18 protein-coding genes are annotated in these 22,481 nt (G+C 39.0%); 14 read left to right on the top strand and 4 right to left on the bottom strand.

Annotated elements, in window-relative coordinates:
* The first annotated feature begins 189 nt into the window (after positions 1-189).
* The 5 genes from atpH to atpC all read left to right on the top strand — a co-directional run bounded on the left by atpH (position 190) and on the right by atpC (position 5,256).
* Positions 190-777: an ATP synthase F1 subunit delta gene (gene atpH / locus H3T46_RS04835; protein WP_122124050.1), complete on the top strand. Its 588-nt coding sequence runs from the start codon at positions 190-192 to the stop codon at positions 775-777.
* Complete coding sequence (atpA, locus tag H3T46_RS04830; RefSeq protein WP_122124049.1) at positions 777-2,315, top strand: F0F1 ATP synthase subunit alpha; 1,539 nt, start codon at positions 777-779, stop codon at positions 2,313-2,315. The genes atpH and atpA overlap by 1 nt, the downstream gene beginning before the upstream one ends.
* A gap of 12 nt (positions 2,316-2,327) precedes the next feature.
* Positions 2,328-3,245 carry a F0F1 ATP synthase subunit gamma gene (locus H3T46_RS04825; RefSeq protein WP_198197593.1) on the top strand — a complete coding sequence of 306 codons (918 nt, stop codon included), beginning with the start codon at positions 2,328-2,330 and terminating at the stop codon, positions 3,243-3,245.
* A gap of 80 nt (positions 3,246-3,325) precedes the next feature.
* Positions 3,326-4,798, top strand: coding sequence for a F0F1 ATP synthase subunit beta (gene atpD, locus H3T46_RS04820; protein WP_110438630.1), 1,473 nt, complete (start codon positions 3,326-3,328; stop codon positions 4,796-4,798).
* A 29-nt stretch (positions 4,799-4,827) separates the two neighbouring features.
* Positions 4,828-5,256, top strand: a complete 429-nt coding sequence (atpC, locus tag H3T46_RS04815; protein ID WP_155580856.1) for an ATP synthase F1 subunit epsilon — start codon at positions 4,828-4,830, stop codon at positions 5,254-5,256.
* Between the two features lie 12 nt (positions 5,257-5,268).
* On the opposite strand, the gene queF is transcribed toward atpC, so the two are convergent.
* Positions 5,269-5,736, bottom strand: a complete 468-nt coding sequence (gene queF, locus H3T46_RS04810; RefSeq protein WP_155580855.1) for a preQ(1) synthase — start codon at positions 5,734-5,736, stop codon at positions 5,269-5,271.
* A 203-nt stretch (positions 5,737-5,939) separates the two neighbouring features.
* On the opposite strand from queF, the gene H3T46_RS04805 reads away from it, so the two are divergent.
* From H3T46_RS04805 to H3T46_RS04795, 3 genes are all read left to right on the top strand, one after another.
* Entirely contained in the window at positions 5,940-6,113 is a 174-nt protein-coding gene (locus H3T46_RS04805) for a hypothetical protein (protein ID WP_155580854.1), read from the top strand.
* A gap of 587 nt (positions 6,114-6,700) precedes the next feature.
* Complete coding sequence (rnd, locus tag H3T46_RS04800) at positions 6,701-7,876, top strand: ribonuclease D (protein WP_155580853.1); 1,176 nt, start codon at positions 6,701-6,703, stop codon at positions 7,874-7,876.
* A gap of 59 nt (positions 7,877-7,935) precedes the next feature.
* Entirely contained in the window at positions 7,936-8,472 is a 537-nt protein-coding gene (locus H3T46_RS04795; protein WP_110438570.1) for a GcrA family cell cycle regulator, read from the top strand.
* A gap of 77 nt (positions 8,473-8,549) precedes the next feature.
* Here the strand turns inward: H3T46_RS04795 and H3T46_RS04790 are convergent, their stop codons facing one another.
* Positions 8,550-9,050, bottom strand: a complete 501-nt coding sequence (locus H3T46_RS04790; protein WP_110438569.1) for a polymer-forming cytoskeletal protein — start codon at positions 9,048-9,050, stop codon at positions 8,550-8,552.
* A 290-nt stretch (positions 9,051-9,340) separates the two neighbouring features.
* On the opposite strand from H3T46_RS04790, the gene H3T46_RS04785 reads away from it, so the two are divergent.
* The 3 genes from H3T46_RS04785 (at position 9,341) to H3T46_RS04775 (ending at position 12,933) form a co-directional block, all read left to right on the top strand.
* On the top strand, positions 9,341-10,369 hold the full coding sequence (locus H3T46_RS04785; protein ID WP_198197592.1) for an adenosine kinase: 1,029 nt from the start codon (positions 9,341-9,343) through the stop codon (positions 10,367-10,369).
* 131 nt (positions 10,370-10,500) lie between these two features.
* On the top strand, positions 10,501-12,324 hold the full coding sequence (gene typA, locus H3T46_RS04780; protein ID WP_122124041.1) for a translational GTPase TypA: 1,824 nt from the start codon (positions 10,501-10,503) through the stop codon (positions 12,322-12,324).
* Positions 12,325-12,612: 288 nt separating this feature from the next.
* A complete protein-coding gene (locus H3T46_RS04775) occupies positions 12,613-12,933 on the top strand; it encodes a hypothetical protein (RefSeq protein ID WP_198197590.1) in 321 nt (106 codons plus the stop codon).
* 60 nt (positions 12,934-12,993) lie between these two features.
* On the opposite strand, the gene alr is transcribed toward H3T46_RS04775, so the two are convergent.
* Positions 12,994-14,124 (bottom strand): alanine racemase, encoded by a 1,131-nt coding sequence (gene alr / locus H3T46_RS04770; protein WP_198197588.1) that lies wholly within the window; start codon positions 14,122-14,124, stop codon positions 12,994-12,996.
* Between the two features lie 24 nt (positions 14,125-14,148).
* Positions 14,149-15,171 (bottom strand): NAD(P)/FAD-dependent oxidoreductase, encoded by a 1,023-nt coding sequence (locus H3T46_RS04765; RefSeq protein WP_198197586.1) that lies wholly within the window; start codon positions 15,169-15,171, stop codon positions 14,149-14,151.
* A 231-nt stretch (positions 15,172-15,402) separates the two neighbouring features.
* Between H3T46_RS04765 and tsaE the strand changes: the two genes are divergently transcribed.
* From tsaE to addA, 3 genes are read left to right on the top strand one after another with little or no spacing between them, the layout of a single operon-like run.
* Positions 15,403-15,840: a tRNA (adenosine(37)-N6)-threonylcarbamoyltransferase complex ATPase subunit type 1 TsaE gene (gene tsaE, locus H3T46_RS04760; RefSeq protein WP_232349928.1), complete on the top strand. Its 438-nt coding sequence runs from the start codon at positions 15,403-15,405 to the stop codon at positions 15,838-15,840.
* 27 nt (positions 15,841-15,867) lie between these two features.
* Positions 15,868-18,909, top strand: coding sequence for a double-strand break repair protein AddB (addB, locus tag H3T46_RS04755; protein WP_198197582.1), 3,042 nt, complete (start codon positions 15,868-15,870; stop codon positions 18,907-18,909).
* Positions 18,882-22,445 (top strand): double-strand break repair helicase AddA, encoded by a 3,564-nt coding sequence (gene addA / locus H3T46_RS04750; RefSeq protein ID WP_198197580.1) that lies wholly within the window; start codon positions 18,882-18,884, stop codon positions 22,443-22,445. Before addB ends, addA begins: the two co-directional genes overlap by 28 nt.
* The last annotated feature ends 36 nt before the right edge of the window (positions 22,446-22,481 follow it).

Genomic DNA, 22,481 nt, shown 5'->3' with positions numbered 1-22,481 from the left:
ATAACAATCATTCTGTATGACTTGAGACAAATTTATTTTTTAAAAATATTTTTGTTTTTATTATTGATTTACTTTAAAATATAGGCTTTTAATAATATCATTTTGGACTGTAAAACCTTTGCTGAAGAGGTAAAATGAAGCGGGTGAAATTTCAATTGCATTTTAGTGAACGATGAGAGAACAAGCGAAGTGAATACCGATGCAACACATGCTGCGCTTGCAGCTTCCGCCTTTACGGCAAATAATCTTAAGGGGCGATATGCTACCGCGTTATATGAATTTGCTGAGGAACAGCATGCTTTAAATGAGGTGATTGCAGAGGCCGAGGGTTTGTTAAAAATTATTTCTGAAAATGAAACATTGAGAAATGTTTTAAATAACCCTTCTTTGGATACTGTACAAAGCAAAGCAATAATGGCTGAGTTAATGAATCATTGTGGATTCAGTCAGATTTTGCAGAATTTTGTAGGTGTGGTTGCAAATAATCGAAGACTTGCTGATTTAAAATCTTTTTTAATGGCATTTTTTGCTTTGGTTAATCTTCGTCGTGGCATTACTGCTGCTGAAGTCATTACAGCTTCTCCTTTAACGGATATGCAACGTGCCCAATTAAAGGATCGTTTTTCCCAAGCAGGGTACAATAAAGTAGATATTCAAGAGCGTATTGATTCAAAGATACTAGGTGGAATTATCGTGCGTATTGGGTCAAAGCTCTACGATGCTAGTCTTCAATCACGTCTTAATCGCCTATACAATGTTATGAAGGGAGCCGCGTGATGGAAATCCGTCCCGCAGAAATTTCGGACATCCTTAAAAAACAAATTGCGTCCTTTGATAAAGAATCTGACATTGAGGAAACAGGAATTGTTCTGTCTGTTGGTGACGGTATTGCATTGGTTTATGGCCTGCAAAACGTTATGGCGGGGGAATTGGTTTCTTTTGTCAACAGCAATTTGACCGGGATGGTTTTAAATCTGTCAATCGACCATGTTGGTGTTGTTATTTTTGGTGACGACAGTCAAGTTCGTGAAGGGGACAACGTTACTCGTACAAATCGGGTTGTGGATGTGCCTGTTGGTAAGGGATTGTTGGGTCGTGTCGTTGACGGATTGGGAAATCCGATTGATGGAAAGGGGCCCTTGAAAGATGTCGAACGTCGTTTGGCAGATGTTAAGGCTCCCGGAATTATTCCGCGTCAATCCGTATGTGAATCAATGTTGACCGGGATCAAGGCTATTGATGCTCTGGTTCCAATCGGGCGTGGACAGCGTGAATTAATCATCGGTGACCGTCAAACTGGCAAATCAACAATCTTGGTTGATACGATGATTGCCCAAAAAACCATGAATGCTTTAAAGGATCCTAAGCAGACTCTTTATTGTATATATGTGGCTATCGGTCAAAAACGCTCCACCGTTGCACAGGTTGTTCGCACGTTGGAGGAACAGGGTGTAATGGATTACTGCATTGTGGTGGCCGCAACCGCTTCAGATGCTGCGCCAATGCAATATATTGCACCTTATGCCGCCACGGCAATGGGTGAATATTTTCGTGACAATGGTATGCATGCATTGATTAGTTATGATGATCTGTCAAAACAGGCTGTAGCTTATCGTCAAATGTCCCTTTTATTGCGTCGTCCTCCTGGACGTGAGGCTTATCCTGGCGATGTATTCTATTTGCATTCTCGTCTCTTGGAACGTTCTGCAAAAATGTCCGATGAACGTGGTGCAGGTTCATTAACTGCCTTGCCTGTTATTGAAACACAGGCTGGTGATGTTTCTGCATATATTCCTACCAACGTTATTTCCATTACAGATGGTCAGGTTTTCTTGGAAACAGAATTATTTTATCGCGGTATTCGTCCTGCGGTTAATGTGGGGACTTCAGTTTCCCGTGTTGGATCTGCGGCACAAAGCAAAGCAATGAAACAGGTTGCCGGCAGTATTAAGCTGGAGCTTGCCCAATATCGTGAAATGGAAGCGTTTTCTCAATTTGCTTCCGATCTTGATGCATCGACCCGTAAGTTGCTTGAACGTGGCTCAAGATTAACAGAATTGTTAAAACAGCCCCAAAATTCTCCCTATACCATGGAAGAAGAGGTCGTTGTTTTATATGCGGGTACCCGTGGTTACACTGATGAAATTCCAGTAAACAAGATTCAGGAATTTGAGCATCAATATATTGAATCCATGCGTTCTACCGGTATCGAAATTCTTAATGGAATTCGTGATGCACGCCAGATCACTAAGGAATTGGAAGAAAAATTGGCAGCATTCCTGAAAAATTTTGTTGCACAATTCAAACAGGCTTAGGGAACTTTGTGAATGGCTTCTTTAAAAGAATTGCGTGCTCGTATAAATAGTGTCAAATCGACAAAAAAAATAACGAGTGCTATGAAAATGGTTGCGGCAGCCAAAATGCATCGTGCTGAGCGACGTTCTCGTCAGGCTCAGCCTTTCGCTATGGCGATGCAGCGTATTCTGGTTAGTTTGAAGCAGTCTTTGGATGGTCGTCCTGGTTTGCCTGCATTGTTAACAGGTACTGGTAAAGACAAGGTTCATCTTATTATTCCAATGAGCAGTGATCGGGGTTTGGCAGGTGGATTTAACAGTAATATAAATCGTACATTACGCAATATGGTCAAACGTCTACAAGAACAGGGAAAGACTGTTAAGATTTTTCCTGTTGGCTTGAAAACGTATGTATATTGCCGTAGTGAGTTTCCCAATCTTATTATTGGACCTGAACATGTCGATTATCGTTTGGGTAACGTTGAATATCAGTCCGCAGACCAGATCGCTGCCTATATCGAGTCTTTATTAGAAGAACAGCGATTTGATGTTTGTACTGTCATTTACAATAAATTTAAAAATGTGATGGTTCAAACACCAACGGAGTTGCAGCTTATTCCATTGGAGCTTGCCGTAAAGGATACGGACCGTAAAGACGGTGCTGATCAAAAAAACAGTTCAGGATTGCAAGATCAGGCAGATTATCTGTTTGAGCCTGAGGCGGAAGATGTATTGCATCGTTTGCTTCCGGAAAATTTGAGAGTTCAGATTTTTGCGGCAATGCTTGAAACAAATGCTGGTGAACAGGGCGCTCGAATGACTGCAATGGACAGTGCGACACGCAATGCCGGAAAGGCTATTGATAAGTTGAGTTTATATTATAATCGGACGCGTCAGGCTAATATTACTAATGAACTTACTGAAGTTATATCGGGTGCGAATGCTGCCTGATTGTTATTATAAATTATACTATACTGCTAGGAGCTGATCTTATTATGTCGGATACAGCAATTAATGAAAGTAATGCAACAATGGGTGATTCAGAAGCGGGGAATCAAGAAAATCAGGCATCTAAAAGTAATTCTGTGGGAAAAGTTACAGAAATCAAGGGTGCTGTTGTTGATGTGCAGTTTACAGGGGAGCTTCCTTATATTTTAAATGCGTTAACATGTAAGGTCGGGGATCGTACGCTTGTATTGGAAGTTGCACAGGAAATCGGTGATAACCAGGTGCGCTGTATCGCCATGGATTCAACAGATGGTATGGTTCGTGGAATGGAAGTGATTAATACGGGTAGCCAGATTTCCGTTCCTGTCGGGCCTGAAACACTGGGTCGTATTTTGAATGTTATTGGTGAACCGATTGATGAAATGGGTCCTGTTCATTCTGCCAAGCGGATGCCAATTCATCGCCAGGCCCCTTCATTCGAGGAACAGGGTGTAACAACTGAAATCCTGCAAACCGGTATCAAGGTTGTTGACCTTCTTTGCCCTTATTTACGGGGTGGTAAAATTGGTCTGTTCGGGGGTGCCGGTGTTGGTAAAACTGTTTTGATTCAGGAATTGATCAATAATATTGCGATGGGTCACGGTGGTGTTTCAGTTTTTGCTGGCGTTGGTGAACGAACCCGTGAAGGAAATGACCTGTATCATGAAATGATTGATGCAGGTGTTATCAAGATTAATGAGGGTAAAACTGACGGCTCAAAAGTTGCTCTTGTTTATGGCCAGATGAATGAGCCACCTGGAGCCCGTGCGCGTGTGGCGTTATCCGGTCTGACGGTTGCAGAATATTTTCGTGATGAAGCTGGACAGGACGTATTATTCTTTGTTGATAATATTTTCCGTTTTACCCAGGCTGGTTCTGAAGTGTCTGCCTTGTTGGGTCGTATTCCTTCCGCCGTGGGGTATCAACCGACATTGGCAACTGAAATGGGTGCATTGCAAGAACGCATTACCTCTACGCAAAAAGGTTCTATCACTTCTGTTCAGGCTATCTACGTGCCTGCGGATGACTTGACGGATCCTGCGCCAGCAACAACATTTGCTCACTTGGATGCGACAACAGTTTTAAACCGCTCAATTGCTGAATTGGGTATTTATCCTGCTGTAGATCCTCTGGATTCAACTTCACGTTCCTTGGATCCTCGTATCGTTGGTGAAGAACACTATGAGGTTGCGCGACGGGTACAGGAAATTCTGCAAAACTATAAATCTTTACAGGATATTATTGCAATTCTTGGTATGGATGAGCTTTCCGAAGAAGACAAAAAGATTGTTGCACGGGCACGACGTATTCAACGTTTTCTGTCTCAGCCTTTTCATGTTGCTGAAATCTTTACCGGAATGCCAGGTAAATTGGTGGCAGTAAAGGATACAGTTCGTTCCTTTAAAGAAATTGTCGATGGAAAACATGATGATTTGCCAGAAGCTGCTTTTTATATGGTAGGCACTATTGAAGAGGCAGTTGCAAAAGCTGAAAAAATGAAACAAGAAGAAAAATAAACGGTTAAAAGCCATAAAGGAAAATAATAATGTCAATCAAACTTGAAATTATTAGTCCCGAGAAAGTTGTTCTTTCTCAGGCAGTGGATATGGCTGTTTTACCTGCTTTAGAGGGGGATATTGCCGCAATGGAAGGTCATGTCCCAATGATTTTTCTTCTTCGTGCTGGAGTGATTGATCTTTATCAGGACAATAAGGTTATCCATCGTCTGTTTGTTGAAGACGGGTTTGCCGAAATGCAAGAAAATTGTTGTACTGTTCTTGCCAAACAAGTCAGAAAATTGAATGAACTTTCTGAAGAGGAAGGGATCAAGCGTTTGGCAAAATTGCAGGAAGAGTATAATAGGGTTTCAGGTACCAATGATACTGATAAGCAACGTGAGTTGATTGACAGAATGCAGGGAGCCAATGCTATTATTGATTTGGCTGTTTCAGATAAACATAACCAAACCCTTTAGTAATGAAAGATATTATCTGCCACGATAGGCAGGAACATCTTGTGAAGGAATCCATACATTTTCGGGAGGTGTGCTGGTTTGCCAAAAAACATCTATAGGCATTCCTCCTCTTGGATACCAATATCCACCAATTCGTAACCATATTGGGTCAAGTAATTTTGTCAGTGTGGTTGCGATTTCAACTGTACAAGCTTCATGAAAAGCTCTATGGTTTCTAAAACTTGCCAAATATAATTTTAGTGATTTGCTTTCGACAATCCATTTATCTGGAATATAGTCGATTACAAGATGAGCAAAATCTGGCTGTCCGGTAATTGGGCATAATGATGTGAATTCTGGTGCGGTAAAACGAATAGTATAATCATATTCCGGATAAGGGGCAGGCACTTTTTCAAGTTTTGCTTCGGATGGAGATTGAGGTAAAGAGGTATTTGCCCCAAGCTGGGTCAGGTAGTTTTTAAGTTCTTTGGTATTATTCATTGTTTTACCTTTTACTGTAAGGTTGAATATAACATTTTTGAATTCATAATATCGATTAAGTTTATATTGGATTTACTTTAATCATATTTTATGAAAACGGAAACAGGATTTAGTGACGTTGGTATTACAATAGGATAGAAAAAACAAGATGTTTACAGAGGAAGAAAAACAGGCGGCAAAATTTAAAATATTGTTACACGCCAATGTCGGAATTGCCAAAATATTTGAAAGCCCAATATTTTAATATAGTTGATGATCAGAATGGCGTTCAGGCAGATCAAAATTGCCTGTGGAAAAAAGATTATATTTTTTGGCGCGATTATCATTTGCAAGCCAACATGGGGGAATCTGTTCAGAAAATAAACAAAATGCAATAACGATTACGTGGTTACTTTTTTTGATTTTGATCAATCTTATGATTTTATAAAGCAATATTATCTTTTTGAATTTGCTAATTTATTTCAGGGTTGCTGTATTTATCCAGTAATGCAATCAGACATTTTTCGTTTCTGTTATCTATTGCAAATATATTGATGTTGAAATTGATTGTTATGCAAATCTGGATAATATTTTTGTATTTTTGTCTATCAGGAATTTGATTGTTTTTTATTATATGTTCAGGGAAATGATTCCTATATTGAAAATGGTTTGATCGTATCAAAAATGGAAAATAAAATAAAAAATCTGACTGAAACCAAAGCATTTGCCAATATAGGGGAAGCGTACTGGACCAGGTCTCTTATCAACGAGTGTTTTGGAATTGTTAATGGATACAATTTTGTTAAATTAATCTTTTTTGTCTATTGATACTTTGAGATTAATGTCAAATTATTTTATAAATCGTGCTTATAATCATGCAGAGTTATCTTGTAAAAACACAGAAATAGGAAATTGGAGGAAATTTAAATTACCTTGAAAATCATATTATTTATAACGATTTTCAGTGTAACTAATTTAATTGTTTATGAAATCATTTAAGGAATTTCCTGCTCCTCAATTAATATCAGACAGTCATTCTCTGAGACAAATGGTTGATTCATTGTTGGTAGAAAACTATGTAACAATGGACACTGAGTTTGTAAGAGAATCGACTTATTGGCCGGAATTATGTTTAATTCAAATTGCAGGTAGTTATCAGGTTTATTTGGTTGACGCTCTTTCCAAGACAATTGATTTATCCTTATTAACCCCTCTATTGCTTGAACCAAAGATTGTTAAGGTTTTTCACGCCGCTCAGCAGGATTTGGAAATTTTTTTGCATTTATTTGGCTTTTTGCCTGTGTCGATATTTGATACGCAGATTGCTGCAATGGTTGCAGGGTTTGGAAATCAAATCGGTTATGGTTCATTGATTGAATCGTTACTGAACCATAAGGTTGATAAATCCTATCGGTTTAGTGACTGGTCAATACGTCCCTTAACAAAAGCACAACAGGATTATGCAGTTGCAGATGTAACCTATCTGTGGAGTGCTTTTCCAATTTTATATGAAAAATTACGATTGGATAATCGCTTAAGTTGGGTTGCTTCTGAAATGGAACTTTTGTCCAATCCGGATTTTTATTTACCTCCTATTGAAAAAATCTGTAAAAAATTAGGGGCAAAAATTCGTAATGGTCGATCATTGGCCTGTTTATCTTATTTAATACAATGGCGTGAAGAGAAAGCTCAAAAGGTGAATATCCCAAGGCATCATTTCATTAGGGATGAAAGTCTTATTGCTATTGCCGTGGCTTTACCCGATACTGTAAAAACCTTGGAAAAAATAAGAGGTATTAATAGAGATTTTGCCAACGGCCAAGATGGTCAATCTGTCTTAGAAATTATAAAAAAAACGAAAACGATTGATTCTGAATCATTGCCAACCCCTTTTATCTATAAAAATCCTGTAGAAAAACCATCAGAAGCTCTGGTTTCGTTGTTAAAGGTAATGTTATTGGCCAAATGTGAAATTTATAAAGTGGCCCCTAAGCTGGTTGCCAGTAGTAAGGATATTGAAAAAATAGCTTTGGGTTATCGAGATTTGGAAATATTTACAGGTTGGCGTCATGAGGTTTTTGGAAAAGATGCCATTGATCTATGTGAAGGGAAACTCATGATATCCGTTCAAGATAAAACATTAAAATTTGTAAAAGTTTGAATTTTGTTTTTAAAAAATTATTTGTTATTTATAAAGTGAAGTAATTAAGGTGAAAATGTATGGAATGGACTGATGAAATCGTTGCCCGCCTACGGGAATTATGGGCACAAGGTCTTTCAACAGCGGAAATTGGCAGACAGCTTAATGTAACGAAAAACGCTGTTGTTGGTAAAGCGCATCGATTGGGACTTGAGGGAAGACCTTCCCCGATTCGCAAGGCGAGTGTAACAAAAGATAAAGTGGGTGAAACAAAATCTCAAAAAAATGCTATATCAAAAAAGGATGAGTCTAAAAAAAATAAAACCGTTACACAGACTGTTATAGAATCAAAAGAGATTAATGCTGTCAAAGATGAATCAGTTAAAGAGAAGCTTGAGGTTAGGACTAAAAAACCTAAAAAGCTTGAATTTATATCACCAAAAGAGCTGCCTTCTTATCGAAAATCAAATTCAGAATGCTGTTGGCCGATAGGTGATCCAGGCGAAAAAGACTTTCATTTTTGCAAGGCGCCGATCGTTCCGGGTAAACCCTATTGTTTGGAACATGTTCAGATCGCCTATGTAAAATTGAAAGATCGTAAGAATAACGTTGCCTAATAAATCTATCTTTTCTCATAAAATTAAATTTTGATGAGAGAAGATATGGTTATATAAATATTTGTTTATTATTTCGACTAAGTTGCTGAAGATTTAACTTCTTCTGTCACCACTTCCTCTTTATCGTTGCTATAATCGACAGCTGACGTTTGTTTCAGTTTGTCCGTGGTAATCATTTCAACCTGTCCGGTGATTTGTCCACCATCTTCAACTTTAAGGCGTCGGCATTTCGCCTTGCCAAGGAGCTTGCCACTTGCAGTGACTGTAAGATTCCCTTGAGCGGTAATATTGCCTTCCAGTATACCGGTTATTTCAATATCCTGGGATTCAACAGTTCCACGGAAAACTCCAGATTGCTGAATGACAAGTTTTTTCAACTTGATTGAAGAGGTTTCAATCGTTCCTTCAACTATGAGTGTTTCAACGTCATTAAACGTACCTTGTATGTGTATACCCTGACCAACGACAAGAGCCCTGCGATTTAGGGATGCGTCATTTGAATATGTATGTTCTGTATTGTTTAAAAGCGTATTTCGGTTAATAAGTTTTTTTTCAAGAATAGGGGTTAGATTATTCATTGTAAGATAAGACTTTCGTTTAAAGAACAAAGTAAAATTGGGTAACGTTGGGTTACGGGTTATTTTTGTTGTTTAATAATGGCTTCTTGTATAGTTTGTAAAGCAAAGTATAACAGACCTGCTAGGGAAAAATGACATTTAGTCAAAACAGATTGAAGATTTTTGAAAAATTAGTAAATGTTTTAAATATATTAATTACTTTTTAAGTATGCTGGCAAGAAAAAGAAATAACATCATTTAAGATTAGTGAATATAATTTTTATAATTATATGGAAAGGAAATAGTTTTTTATGCGTGGTTTTAAAAATTTACTTGGTCGGAAGAAAGAGGATGATGTTGAATTTGATATTGCAGGAATAGGGAATGCCATTGTTGATATATTGACACGAGTTAATGATGATTTTCTCGAAAAACAGGAAATGATACCCGGAAGTATGAGTTTGATTGATGCAAAACGGGTCAAGGCCTTGAAAAGCCTGATAAAGCCGGAAAAACAAATGAGTGGGGGATCAGTGGCAAATACCTGTTTTGTTGCGGCCCTGATGGGGGCAAAAACGGCTTATTTGGGAAAAGTTGCGGATGACACCGTCGGAAAACGCTTTGCAGAAGATATTCAGCAGGGTGGTGTTTATTTTCCATCGACCCCTTTAAAATCATCCCTGCATCCAAATCTATATACAGCTCGGTCAATTATTTTTGTAACGCCCGATGGACAAAGAACCATGAATACTTATTTGGGGGCTTGCACTCAATTTACACCAGATGATGTTGATGAAGAGGTCATAAGTCATGCCAAAATAACTTTATTGGAGGGATATTTATTTGATGGTGAACTTGCACAAAAGGCATTCTATCAGGCTGCAGATATTTCGCACAAAGCAGGAAGGAAAATCGCGTTGAGTTTGTCCGATCCTTTTTGTGTAAAGCGACATCTGGTACAGTTTAAGGATTTTGTATCAAATCACGTGGATATGGTTTTCGCAAACCAATTTGAAATTTGTGCACTATACGAAACGGAAGATTTGGAAAAAGCCATTCACAATGCTTCGCAGGATATTCCAATCGCTGTTATAACCTGTGGTGAAAAGGGCAGTGTTATTCTTGCCAATTCAGAGCGGATAGAGGTTGCCAGTGTTCCAACGGTTGTTGTGGATACGACAGGGGCAGGTGATGCTTATGTCGCTGGATTTTTGGCTGGCTGGACTACTGACAGGACTTATGCCGAATGTGGTCGCCTGGGAAGTGTTGTGGCTGCGGAAGTTATTTCCCATGTGGGTGCCAGACCATTACCGGAATTGAAAGAAGTCATGAATTTCTAATTTTTTGGCTTTTTTGATAAAAATAACTTTTGTTATTAATTTACGTAACTATTGAAAAGAAGAATAATATGTATGTTTTGTAGATAATGCGAAACATACATATTTTGTATTGTTGGAGAATGAAAAACATCATGGAGATCCGAAATATTGCCATCATTGCACATGTTGACCATGGCAAGACAACGTTGGTTGATCAGTTATTACAACAGTCCGGAACTTTTCGTGAAAATCAGCATGTGGTTGAACGTGCAATGGATAGTAATGATTTGGAACGTGAACGAGGAATTACGATTCTTGCCAAATGTACCTCTGTTGTATGGAATAATGTAAGAATTAATATTATTGACACCCCAGGTCATGCGGATTTTGGGGGGGAGGTTGAACGTATCTTATCAATGGTTGATGGGGCGGTTGTCTTGGTTGATGCAGCCGAGGGAGCTTTGCCACAAACTAAATTCGTAGTTGGAAAAGCTTTGAATCGTGGTTTGCGCCCCATTGTTGTGGTGAACAAGGTTGACCGTTCAGATTCTCGTGCGGATGAAGTGCATAATGAAATTTTTGACCTGTTTGCAGCGATGGGTGCCAATGATGAGCAGCTGGATTTTCCAATGCTTTATGCGTCAGGGCGTCAGGGATGGGCTGATTATACAATTGAAAACCATAAAGAGGATTTAAGTGCGTTGTTTGATCTTATCGTCAAACATGTTCCTGCACCAACGGTTAACCTTGATGCGCCTTTTGCAATGGTTGCTTCTATCCTTGAATATGACAATTTCCTTGGACGTATATTAACCGGACGGGTAGAACAGGGAACGGCAAGGGTAAATATGCCTGTTCGTGTTTTGCAACATGATGGTAAAATTATTGAGACAGGCCGTCTAACAAAATTGCTAGCCTTCAGAGGCCTGGAACGTGTTCCTGTTGAGGAGGTCCAGGCTGGTGATATCGTGGCTGTGGCAGGTTTATCCAATACAACGGTTTCAGAAACCATTGCTTCTCCAGAAATAACGGAACCCTTACATGCTACCCCGATTGATCCTCCAACCCTATCTATGACCTTTCGCATTAATGACGGTCCTTTGGGTGGACGTGAAGGAAAAAAGGTGACCTCTCGTCAAATTCGTGAACGCCTGTATCGCGAGGTTGAGGGTAATGTTGCTATTCGTGTTACGGATAGTGCTGAAAATGATGCTTTTGAAGTGGCTGGACGTGGAGAGCTACAGCTCGGTGTTTTGATTGAAACGATGCGTCGGGAAGGATTTGAACTGACTATTGGCCGTCCAAAAGTTCTAACCCGCATTAACGAGGAAACAAGTGAAAAAGAAGAACCCTATGAAGAGGTTCTTATTGATGTTGATGAACCTTATTCTGGGGTTGTTGTTGAAAAAATGTCCCTACGAAAAGGTATAATGCAGGATATGAATCCATCTGGTGGCGGAAAAGTGAGATTGACTTTCTCAATTCCTTCCCGGGGTTTGATTGGATATCATAGCGAGTTCTTGACGGATACGCGGGGAACCGGGATCATGAACCGACTTTTTTCAGGTTATGGTCCCTGGGCTGGACCCATTGCTGGGCGTCGTAATGGTTCGTTGATTTCTGCCGAAAATGGTGTTGCCGTTCAATATTCCCTTTTCTCTTTACAGGATCGAGGGGTTTTGTTTGTAGAACCTTCTGACAAGGTTTATGTCGGAATGATTATTGGTGAACATTCTCGTGAAAATGATCTGGATGTTAATCCAATTAAAGAAAAAAAATTAACCAATATGCGTGCTGCGGGTAAAGATGAGGCACTTTTATTGACTCCGGCAAGAAAAATGTCATTGGAACAGGCTATTGCTTATATTGAGGATGATGAATTGGTGGAAGTTACACCGTCAGCCATTCGTCTTCGCAAATTATATCTTGATCCACATGAGCGGAAACGTCACGTCAGACAAAGAGCTGAAAGCTGATTATACATAAATTTATACAGGATTATAATAGGATATGATCCTGTATGTAACAATTTGTAACTTGATTTTAAAACAGGTCATTTTATAATTAACACGATTGCAAGGATTGCTGATTTTCTGTTTTCTTTTAAGAAATAAAATAAGACCAAATTAAGGCATAATTGTAAAAAATAGCAAAAATAATGCAATTATAATGTAAGACAAACCCATCAGGTTATGCTAACTTTTTCACATATCGGATATAGATTTTCGATACGATTTTAATTGATAATTTTGATTGGGAATAAAATGAAATTATTAGCTCGTCGTCTTTCTTTCGCTCTATCAACAGCAGCTGTATTAGGTTTTGCAGCTCCAGCTTTCGCTCAAGAAGCTGCACCAGCATCTCCTGCTCCTGCCGCTGTTGCACCAGCAGCTCAAACACCAGCATCTGCTCCAGCAGCAGCTTCTGAAGCTCCAGCAACAGACGCAGCAGCTCCAGCTACTCATCATGGTAAAAGAGCGCATCACGGTAAAAAAGCGCATCATGGTAAAAAAGCACACCATGCTAAAAAAGCAGCAGCTTCTGAAGCTCCAGCAACAGACGCAGCAGCTCCAGCTGCTAACTAATTATTCCGTTTAATTAGTTGTTCAAGACAGGGTTGTATCGTACCACCCTGTCTTTTTTATTTAATTGTAAATACGCCGATAACGGTTTCCCAAGGCAGTAAGAATTTCGTAACCAATTGTATCTGCTGCGTTGGCTATTGTTTCAATTGGACAGTTGAGGCCAATAATTTCTATTTCATCGTCAATCATAACTTTTTTGTTGGCAAGGGGTGATATATTGATACATAAACAATCCATCGAAATTCGCCCAATTACGGGCAAGGGAATGTCAGGGTGATCAATATGTTTGACGCAGATTTTATTGCTGAGCGATCGAAAAAAACCATCTGCATAGCCCGTTGAAACGATAGCCAGTTTTAACGCTTTGTCTGCCGTGAACGTTGCACCATAACCGACAGTGGCCCCTTTGGGAATTTGCCTCAATTGTAAGATTTTACTTCGTAATGTCACAACAGGATACATGGGATTCTTGTGTCCAGGAACAGGGTTGATCCCATATAATGCCCCTCCTGGACGTGTTAGATCGAAATGCCAATCTTCACCTAGAAAAATACCACTTGAAGCGGATAAACTGGCCGGTACGGAAGGAAAGTGATGGATAAAAGCCTTAAACCGTTGCAATTGAATAAGATTTAATGAATGATTTGGATCATCGGCACAGGCTAGATGGCTGATGGTCAGGGTAGGAATGAAAGGTGATATAGATTCATCCTGGATGATTCTTAAATCGTTTATGTCAAGACCGAAACGAGACATGCCTGTATCAAATTGCAAGGCAGCAGGATAATTAAAATTGGCATCTTTACATATTTGTACCCATAACTTTACCTGTTTTAGGTCATTTAGAACTGGGGTCAGATTGTAATTGATAAATGTTTTGGCATCATATGGATAAAAACCGTTCAGGACATAGATTGCGTATTCATTTCCCAATATTGATCTAAGTGCAATTCCTTCATCTAGATAAGCAACAAAAAAATTCTTGCATTCTGTTTTTTGTAATGCCCTTGCCACCGGTAACATTCCCAGTCCATAAGCATTTGCCTTGACGACAGCCCCACATCGTGCCATTTTTGTTTTGTTATTGAGCAAATCATAATTTTTTATAATCGCATTTAAATCAATAGATAAAGTTGCCCCCGCATTTTTGGTAAAAAGATCAGGGTTTATGGAAATATAGGGTTGCATCATTATAAAGACCTTGGAAACTGGGATCTATGGCTTTACTGGAATTCCGTGTGTTGTTGAGTGTTCAAAATGCAGTGGTGTTTCTGGATTAACAATATTATATAACGCATAAGCAGCCATAGAGGCCTCGCTGAATCCTTGTAATATAAGTTTTAATTTTCCTGGATAAAAAGCGATATCTCCGATGGCAAATGTTCCTTCCAGACTTGTTTCACAGGTCGATGGAGTTACCGGAATTCTCCCTTGAATAATGTCAATATCCCAGGATTGTAAAGGGCCAAGATCAGTGGTCAGGCCAAAAAAGGCCAGTAAATGATCGGCTGGAAGAGATCTAATCTGTTTGTCTAGTGAAATAACATCAACTGATTCTAGAAAGCCTTGTTTTCCATGCAGCTTATGAAGCTGGTAGGGGACAAGTTTATTGATTTTTTTTTCTGAAATTGCCGTTTCAAGACGTGCAAGACTTTCCGGTGAAGCCCGGAAACGGTCTCTTCTATGAATCAAAGTGATGGATTTGGCCTTATCTTTTAAAGCCAGTGCCCAGTCAACCGCTGAATCTCCACCACCGGCAATTACAATATTTTTGTCTATAAATAAATCACTTTTTCGGATGTAATAATGAACGGTTTTGGTCTGTTCATAAGCTTCTATGTTTTCCAACGGTGGACGATTCGGACCGAAAGACCCTGCACCAATGGCAATGATTATGCCTTTGGCATGAATGATATTGTTTTTATCGGTTTTTAAAGTGAAATTTCCTTTCTGACCTTCCATTTCTACAACCTTGTTTGATAAAAGGCGTGGAATATCAAAAGGTTCAATTTGTTTTTCTAGAGAATCAATAAGAGATTGTGCGGTAATACTTGGATGAGCGGGAATATCATAAATTGGTTTTTCTGGATATAGGGCTGAACACTGTCCCCCCACTATATTCAGTGTGTCAATCAAGATAGACTTCATTTTTAGCATACTGCATTCAAAAGCGGCAAATAAGCCGGCCGGACCCGAACCAATTATGGCAATATCAGTCGTGATAGAGGTTCCAATCATTATATTGACCTTTAATATAAGAAAAAAATAGAATTATAAGGATGATTGCAAAGAGTTTACATATTAAAATAAGCATAAAATAATAGTTTGAAAAAAAATTGTTATAAAATGAATTTTATTGAATATATTTATTATCAAGACATATCTGTAATCTAGAAATGTTAACTTTCTGTAAGTTATTATTAAATCGTTTTATTACCAGTTAAGTTTTATGTAATCATGATTATAAAAATGTATGATTTACCAAATTTGCAAGCAACAAATGATTTGGCTGTAAAAATTTCCCGTTTAATACAGACAGGTGACGCCATTTTATTATCAGGTCCTTTGGGTATTGGTAAAACTGCTTTTGCTCGGTCATTCTTGCGATCTATTTGTGATGATTCTGAAATGGAAGTTCCCAGTCCCTCTTTTACCTTGGTACAACATTATGAAAGCCCAAAATTTCATTTATATCACTATGATTTGTGGCGGTTGGAAAATGAACAGGATTTAATCGAGTTGGATTGGGATGATGCAATGGAGGGTGTTGTCTTGGTCGAATGGCCAGAGCGTTTGCAGAATTTTGTTCCTGACGGGGCTTTGCATATTGATTTTTTCCTACATTCTGATTCCGGGCGTCGTGTTGTCCTTTCAGGCTGGGATGAACGGCTAAACTTGTTTGAATAATAAAATGACCTTCATGATTATTTGAAAATGTCTAAATATATCACGATCCCCTTTAATGCAGTATTTTTGGATACGATTGCTCAAAAATGGATGGAGGAGATGCATTCTCAAGGGAGTTACCCGTGTGGAATGGTTATTGTTCCCAATCAGAGAACCGTAAAAGCGTTAATTAATAGTTTTATTAAAGTTAATAAAGGGAAACCGCTGCTTTTACCCAAAATTATTTCCATTGGCACTATAGATGAGGCAGGATTATCTTTTAATAGCAAAGAGGAACTGACACTTTTTCCCGCAGTTCATCCTGTAAAAAGATTATCAATTCTGACATCGTTAATTATACAAATGAATCATGAGCTTGGTAATCAAATTCAGGCTGGTGAAGCTTGGAATTTGGCCAAATCCCTGGCTGATTTAATGGATGAGGCGGAATGGATTGGATGCGATTTAAAGACAGCTTTATCAAAAGCGGTTGAGGATGAATATGCACAGCACTGGCAAAATATTCTAAAATTTCTATCAATTATAACCGAGATATGGCCTCAATGGTTACAGGATAATCAATTGATGAATCCCGTAGCAAGGGTAATAGCTCTTTTAAAAGCCCAGGCTAAAAGTTGGCGGAATTCTGGGTGCCAGGATCCAGTTTGGGTGGTCGGATTTGCAGATGCAAGACCCGTTATTGTTGAATTTCTGTCCACAGTTGTTCAATTGCCACGCGGACGTTTGATTGTTTCCGGGTTACAGGAGGATTTGTCAGAGGAAAGCTGGAATGCTTTGCCTATCACGCATCCTTATGCCGAACTTGTCAAAATGTTTTCGGCATTAGGTATTAAGCGTTCTGATTTTCAATACTGGGATTATACATGTGTTCAACCAATTGGTAAGGAGCGTGTATCAGCATTTCAGCAAATTTTATTACCTGCGGACCGTTTGGAAAGCTGGTTAATAAATCGGCGTCCTGTACAATTGGATCAATGTTTTTTAATTGAACCGCTCAATCAACAGCAAGAGGCAATAGCCATTGCGTTAATGATTCGAGATGCTTTGGAAATTCCACAGAAAAGAATTGCACTTGTTACGCCTGATCGTAATTTGGCAATGCGTGTTTCTCTGGAACTGGGACGGTGGGGGGTTATCGCGGATGATAGTGCTGGTGAACCACTTTATAAAACGGCCGGCGCAGTCTTTTTAAATTTGATTTTGCAAACTTGTGTCGAGGATTTTACCCCTTTATCTTTATTATCCTTACTTAAACATCCATTTGCTTGTTGTGGATTGCCTGCCAGTTTATGCCGTGATTATAGCCGTTTGCTGGAGATCTTTATTCTAAGACAATTTGCAGCCTCTGGTTTATCAGTCATTCAAGCGGCATTGAAGCGGAAAATCGAAGAAATTAAGCTGTTGGATAAGGATACCCTAAGAACCGATATCGCATATTTTTTTTTCAACTCATCTGAATTGGTCAGCTTGCTGGATCGATTGAAACAGAATGTGCAAACTTTGTTGGGAAAAACTACAAAATATACGGTTGGCGAATGGGTGACGTATTTGGCAAGAGCTGCGGAACAGCTTGCCTCTAATCAAGAACAGAATGGAGAGGATATTCTATGGAAAGCTGAAGAAGGAAATGCACTTGCCGAGCATTTAAGAGATCTTATTGTTGAAACTGAATATATAAAGGTGGTTACTTTATCTGAATTTGCCAGTATTTTCAGGGCATCATTTCAAGGATTAATTGTTCATACGCGCCGTGCCCTACAAGGGAGAGAAGTTAGACAGCTTCATCCAAGGGTATATATCTGGGGATTGCTTGAAGCACGGTTGCAGAATGTTGATATGGTAATTTTAGGGGGATTATCCGAAGGGGTATGGCCACCCTCCATTGATTCTGGTTCTTGGCTAAGCCGCCCGATGCGTGAAAAAATGGGGATGGGATTGCCGGATATTGAAATAGGTCGTACAGCATATGCTTTTATGGCTTTGTGTTGTTCGATACCAGAAGTGATTTTGTCTTCACCGTTAAGACAGGAAAATGCGCCAGTTGTGCAATCGCGTTGGATTGTCCGTCTTAAGGCGTGGTTGAAGGGGCGTAAGAGTGTAATTCAGCAGCATCCGGCTTTGTTGTGGACAAAATATCTTGATCAACCAGATGGATCTCCAACCCCAATGGAATGTCCTTCTCCGAAACCTTTGCCAGCGTTGCGTCCAAAATCCATTTCCATAACTGATGTTGAGCGATGGATAAAGGATCCTTATGAGATTTATGCGAAAAAAATACTTAATTTAAGAAAAATTGTTGGTTTGGAAGAAGATCGATCAACCAGTATTTTTGGGTTGATAGTTCATGAAGGGTTAAAGAATGTTTATGAAAATTATAGCAAACAATGGACGCTAAGCGGAATAGAGCAGACTCTTTTGGATGTACTGGATAAACGTCAGGATATCTTAATTTCTTATAAGAAATGGTGGCATGCACGGTTATTAAAAATTGCCCATTGGGTTTACCAACAGGAAAAGTCACGTCGTAATAGTCGAATGCTTCCTCAGTTTTATCTTGAAAAAGAAGGCCATCATTATTTTCAGTTGTCCGCAGGAATTGACTTTACCTTACGGGGTGTTGCGGATCGAATACAGCTAAACACGGATGGAACTGTAGAAATATATGATTACAAAACAGGTGTTACCCCTGCGTGTATAAATGTGAAGAACGGATTGTTTCCACAGTTACCCTTGGAAGCGGCAATGGCTTATTATGGCGGGTTTGATAAAAGTCTGGCTGAACATGAAATTTCAAAATTTACATATTGGGAGTTAAAGGGGGGAATAGAGGAAGGTAAGGAAATCCATATAGATAATATTCAAAAAGAAGGGGATGCCACAAATTTAAGCGAAAGATACTGGCAAGTTCTTCAAAAGCTGATTATTGCCTATTGTGACCAGGAACAGCCTTATTTATCCCGTCCACGTCCTCATTTAATAAAAGAATATGTACAAACCCTGCCTGTTTTTGGAGATTATAAGCATTTGGCTCGTTTTCTTGAATGGGGATTGGGAACTGGGGGATCATGATGCAGCGGCAGTTTTCTTTTTCAGATCCTGTTGAAGAAGCGAACAGGCAACAAAGAGATGCCTCTAATCCGCATTATTCAGTTTTTGTATCCGCATCGGCAGGAAGCGGTAAAACAAAACTTCTTGTTGATCGTTTATTACGGTTAATGATGCCCTGGACTGATAAAAAGGGTAAAATTCATCCCGGTATACAACCGCAGCGGATCCAATGTTTAACCTATTCCAAATCCGCGGCTGCCGAAATGGCAATTCGGTTGCAAAAAAAATTAAGTGAATGGGTTGGCTATACGAATCAAGAACTGGATAGGGCTTTGCTCGATTTACAAATCAATCCGTGCGATAAGATGCGCAAAGCGGCTCGGGCATTGTTTGCAGAAATTTTGGATTTACCAGGGGGTATGCGGATTGAAACTAATCATGCATTTTGTCAATCTATCCTGCAGCGTTTCCCTTTGGAGGCCAGAATTATTCCTCAGTTCAAGGTTATTGAGGAGGGTGATAATTTATTAACCTTCAAAAGGGCTTTTAACGAAAAAATTGATGAAATTTCTGATCATGATATTCAGGTCTTAAGCCCATTAATCAATAATAATCATTTTTTGGAGCTTTTACAGGAACTACAACAAAATCAGCAATATTTACAGCCAGTTTTACGTTTGATTCAACAGCGACAATTTTCCGCTTATTTACGGTCATGTTTAAAGCTGGATTTTTCCAATAAACAGGATTATTTAGCTCGTGTATGTGAAATCTGGCCAGCAGAAAAGGACATTAGAAAATGTCTGGAACTGAATCGGGATATTAAAAATAAAAAATCTAGAGCGGCAATAGAATCCTGTATTCGATGGTTTGATCTTTCGAGCGATCAACGAATTGTCCAATGGAATATAATGCAGGAGACCTTGCTTAAAAAAAATGGTCAAGTTAAAAATTTTACTGTCAATAAGGGGGAAAATAACGCGATTGCAGTTTTGTTGAATGAACAGGCTGACTATATGTATCAGATTGCTGAAACAATCAATCGCTATGACATTTATGAATATACAGGGGCTCTTTTGAATGTCTTTTCATTAATTTGGCAACATTATCAAGATATTAAACGTGCCCAAGGGGTTTTGCATTACAGTGATTTGATTAATTACACTTTGGATTTGCTTGATAATCCTGGTGCCGCTTGGGTTTTGTTCAAGCTCGATGGCGGTTTGGAACATATTTTGTTGGATGAAGTACAGGATAATTCGGCTGAACAATGGCGGATTGCAGATAATATTTCGTCTGAATTTTTTGCGGGATTGGGTAAGGATCCTGTTTCGTATCATTCCAGAACGATTTTTGCCGTTGGAGATTACAAACAATCCATCTATTCTTTTCAGGGGGCAAAGCCACAGGAATTTTTTAATTTTCGTGAAAAAATATCAAAAAAGGTAAAAGAGGCAGGTGAATTATGGGCGGATCCCCAATTACGGGTTTCCTTTCGTTCCAGTCAGATTATTCTTGATTTCGTAGATCAGGTCTTTTCGCCTGAAAATGGATTAACAGGCGTCTGGGATAATTTATCAATGGATCAGTTTCGCCAGCATCGTTCGGCGAAGATATTTGCTCCCGGGCGGGTTGATATATGGCCATTAGCGATGATGGATGATATGGAAAAGGAGGATTTGGAAACCTTATGGAAACCATTGAGGAAAAATCAGTATCATTCAACACCTGACATGGTTTTGGCTGAATGTCTTGCCGATTGGATTAAGGGACAGATCGGCAGGGTACCACCTTATGGTGGGCGTCCCATCAGGGCAGGTGATATTCTTATTTTAATCCGGAAACGATCTGATTTTTCACGGGCCTTGATCCGGGCTCTGAAAATGAAAAATATTCCATTGGTCAATCTGGTTAAAACACAATTGCTTGATCAAATAGCCGTACAGGATCTATTGGTACTTTGTGAGGTGCTTTTATTGCCGCAGGATGATTTGACCTTGGCATGTGTCTTAAAATCACCTTTGGGGGGATTGGATGAAGAAAGTCTTATGGAGCTTGCCGGATCAAGAATAAAAGGCCAGACTTTGTGGAATGCCTTGTTTATTCGGCATTTGGAAAGGAAAGACTGGCAGGAGGCATGGTTAATGCTCTCAAAATTGTTTGCCAGAGTGGATTATGTTACGCCCTATGCCTTGTTGGTTGAGATTTTGGGGGAACATCGTGGACGGGAAAGATTTCTCGCCCGTTTGGGGGAAGAGGCACTTGAGGCGATTGATGAATTACTTTTCCAGGCAATGCAATATGAAGATAATCATATCCCATCTTTACAGGGTTTTTTATATTGGTTGAAACAATCCGAACGTACCATAAAAAACGAGGCGGAAGCAGACCTTGATATGGTTAGGATTATGACGGTACATGGTGCGAAAGGACTGCAGGGGCGTTTAGTCATTTTACCTGATACCGTGAATCCCGCATCTAAACAGGGCGGATTTCAATCTGATCAGGTTCTGGTTTGGAAAGAGGATGCGGAAAAGAATATCAAAATCCCATTATATGTTCCAAATAAAAATTGCGATATTAGGGAAAGTAAAGAATATAGGTCATTTAAATTGCAATTGGATACCGAAGAAAGCAATCGTCTGCTTTATGTTGCTTTAACGCGTGCAAGTGAATGGTTATTGGTTTGTGGCTGGCAAAAATCCAAAAATAAAAAAACTGAAAACACTTGGTATGATTATTGTGAAAAGGCGATGAAGCAGTTGCCTGATTTGCAGGCCTGTTTTTTCCAAGAAATTTGGGAAGGAACACATTATTTTATAGAAAATAAAAGTAATTCCCTTTCATACAATACGAATTGTTCACCGGATGATTTTGGAAATCAATCCAGCAAATCAATAATTTTGCCCAAATGGTTGCAACAAAAAGGAAAGGCTGTTGCGTTACCTGATGAAAATGTCATATTACCCCATTATATTCCAAGTCGACCAGACGGGATAATATTTGGTGAGGTTCCTTCTAAAATATCACCGGTTAAAACAAGAAAGAAAAAAGATCCTTTTTATCGTGGTCGAATCATTCATGCCTTATTACAATATTTGCCAAATTACCCTTGTGAAAAGCGTTATGACTTGGCATATCAATGGTTCAAGCGAGAAAATGTTAAACTATCCGGTCAGGAATTGGATAAAATTGTTCATCAAGTTATCCAGTTGATTAATAATCCAGAATTACAAAAATTGTTTGATTCTGATAGTTTGGTTGAACAACCTGTAACAGGTATTGTCAATGATCTTGTCATTACGGGTCAGATTGATCGTATGCGTATTTTACCGGATAAAATTTTACTATGTGATTTTAAATCCGGTCAAAAAGTGCCGGATACTGTTGAAATGGTATCCAAAATTTATTTAAGGCAGATGGCATCTTATTGGATCTTATTAAAGGAAATTTATCCATATCATCAAATTGAGTCGTTACTGATTTGGACAGATGCTCTAAAAATAATGAAATTGCCCATTGCTTTACTTGAAAAATATTTGCCGGCACAGATATAGACAATCTTAATAATATTTGACATCAAGGACAGTCAT

The organism is Commensalibacter sp. M0133, assembly GCF_016101485.1.
Taxonomy (GTDB): domain Bacteria; phylum Pseudomonadota; class Alphaproteobacteria; order Acetobacterales; family Acetobacteraceae; genus Commensalibacter; species Commensalibacter melissae.
The sequence above is the reverse complement of the archived record's forward strand: the minus strand, read 5'-3'. Positions and strand labels throughout refer to the sequence as shown.